Raw genomic sequence first — 685 nt, forward strand, 5'->3', positions numbered from 1 at the left:
GCTTTTCTTCCTAATTCTGATTCTTTAATATTTTTTCCACTTTCATCAAAGAAATAATTAGTTCCACTTATAGTTACCCAACCTTTTTGCATGTGTCCTGAAGAGTCAAAGTAATAAAGATTACTATCTATATTTTGTAAACCTGTTAACATTTCTCCTGATGAATTAAAGTAATACCATACACCCCATATATCTTGCCAACCAGTTTGCATTTCTCCACTTTCAGCTAAATAATACCATGTACTTCCTAATTGTAACCAACCTGTTTTCATTTCTCCTGATGAGGCTAGGTAATACCATTTGCCATTGACATTTTGCCAATCTGTTAGCATCCAGCCTTCTGAATCAAATAAATACCAATTACCATTTATATTTTCCCAGCCATTTGTTGTATAACTACCATCATCATGCTTATACCACCACCAGCCATTTTCATTTTGTAACCATGTGCCTGACGATGAACTTCTTGCCATCATTTCTTTTGGTACTACTATTCTTTTTTCACTATCAGGAATTACTTTATCTTTAGGGGATATAGCTAAAGAATTTGGTATCCCTAGTGTTATAACAGTTACCATAGATATTAATGGTAATAATAGTTTGTAAAACTTAATTTTTTTGTTAATCATAATTACTCAACTCCTTTTTTTTATTAAATTCTACAATTATATTATAACAGAAATTT

The 685-nt window shown here is 30.8% G+C and carries 1 protein-coding gene; it reads right to left on the reverse strand.

The features are described from left to right. Positions 1 to 629, reverse strand: a 629-nt coding sequence (locus HMPREF1871_RS04310; RefSeq protein ID WP_198145769.1) for an N-acetylmuramoyl-L-alanine amidase family protein, incomplete at its 3' end; no start/stop codon positions are given. Between the last annotated feature and the right edge of the window lie 56 nt (positions 630 to 685).

The sequence above is a fragment of the Gemelliphila asaccharolytica genome (assembly GCF_001553005.1).
Taxonomy (GTDB): Bacteria; Bacillota; Bacilli; order Staphylococcales; family Gemellaceae; genus Gemelliphila; species Gemelliphila asaccharolytica.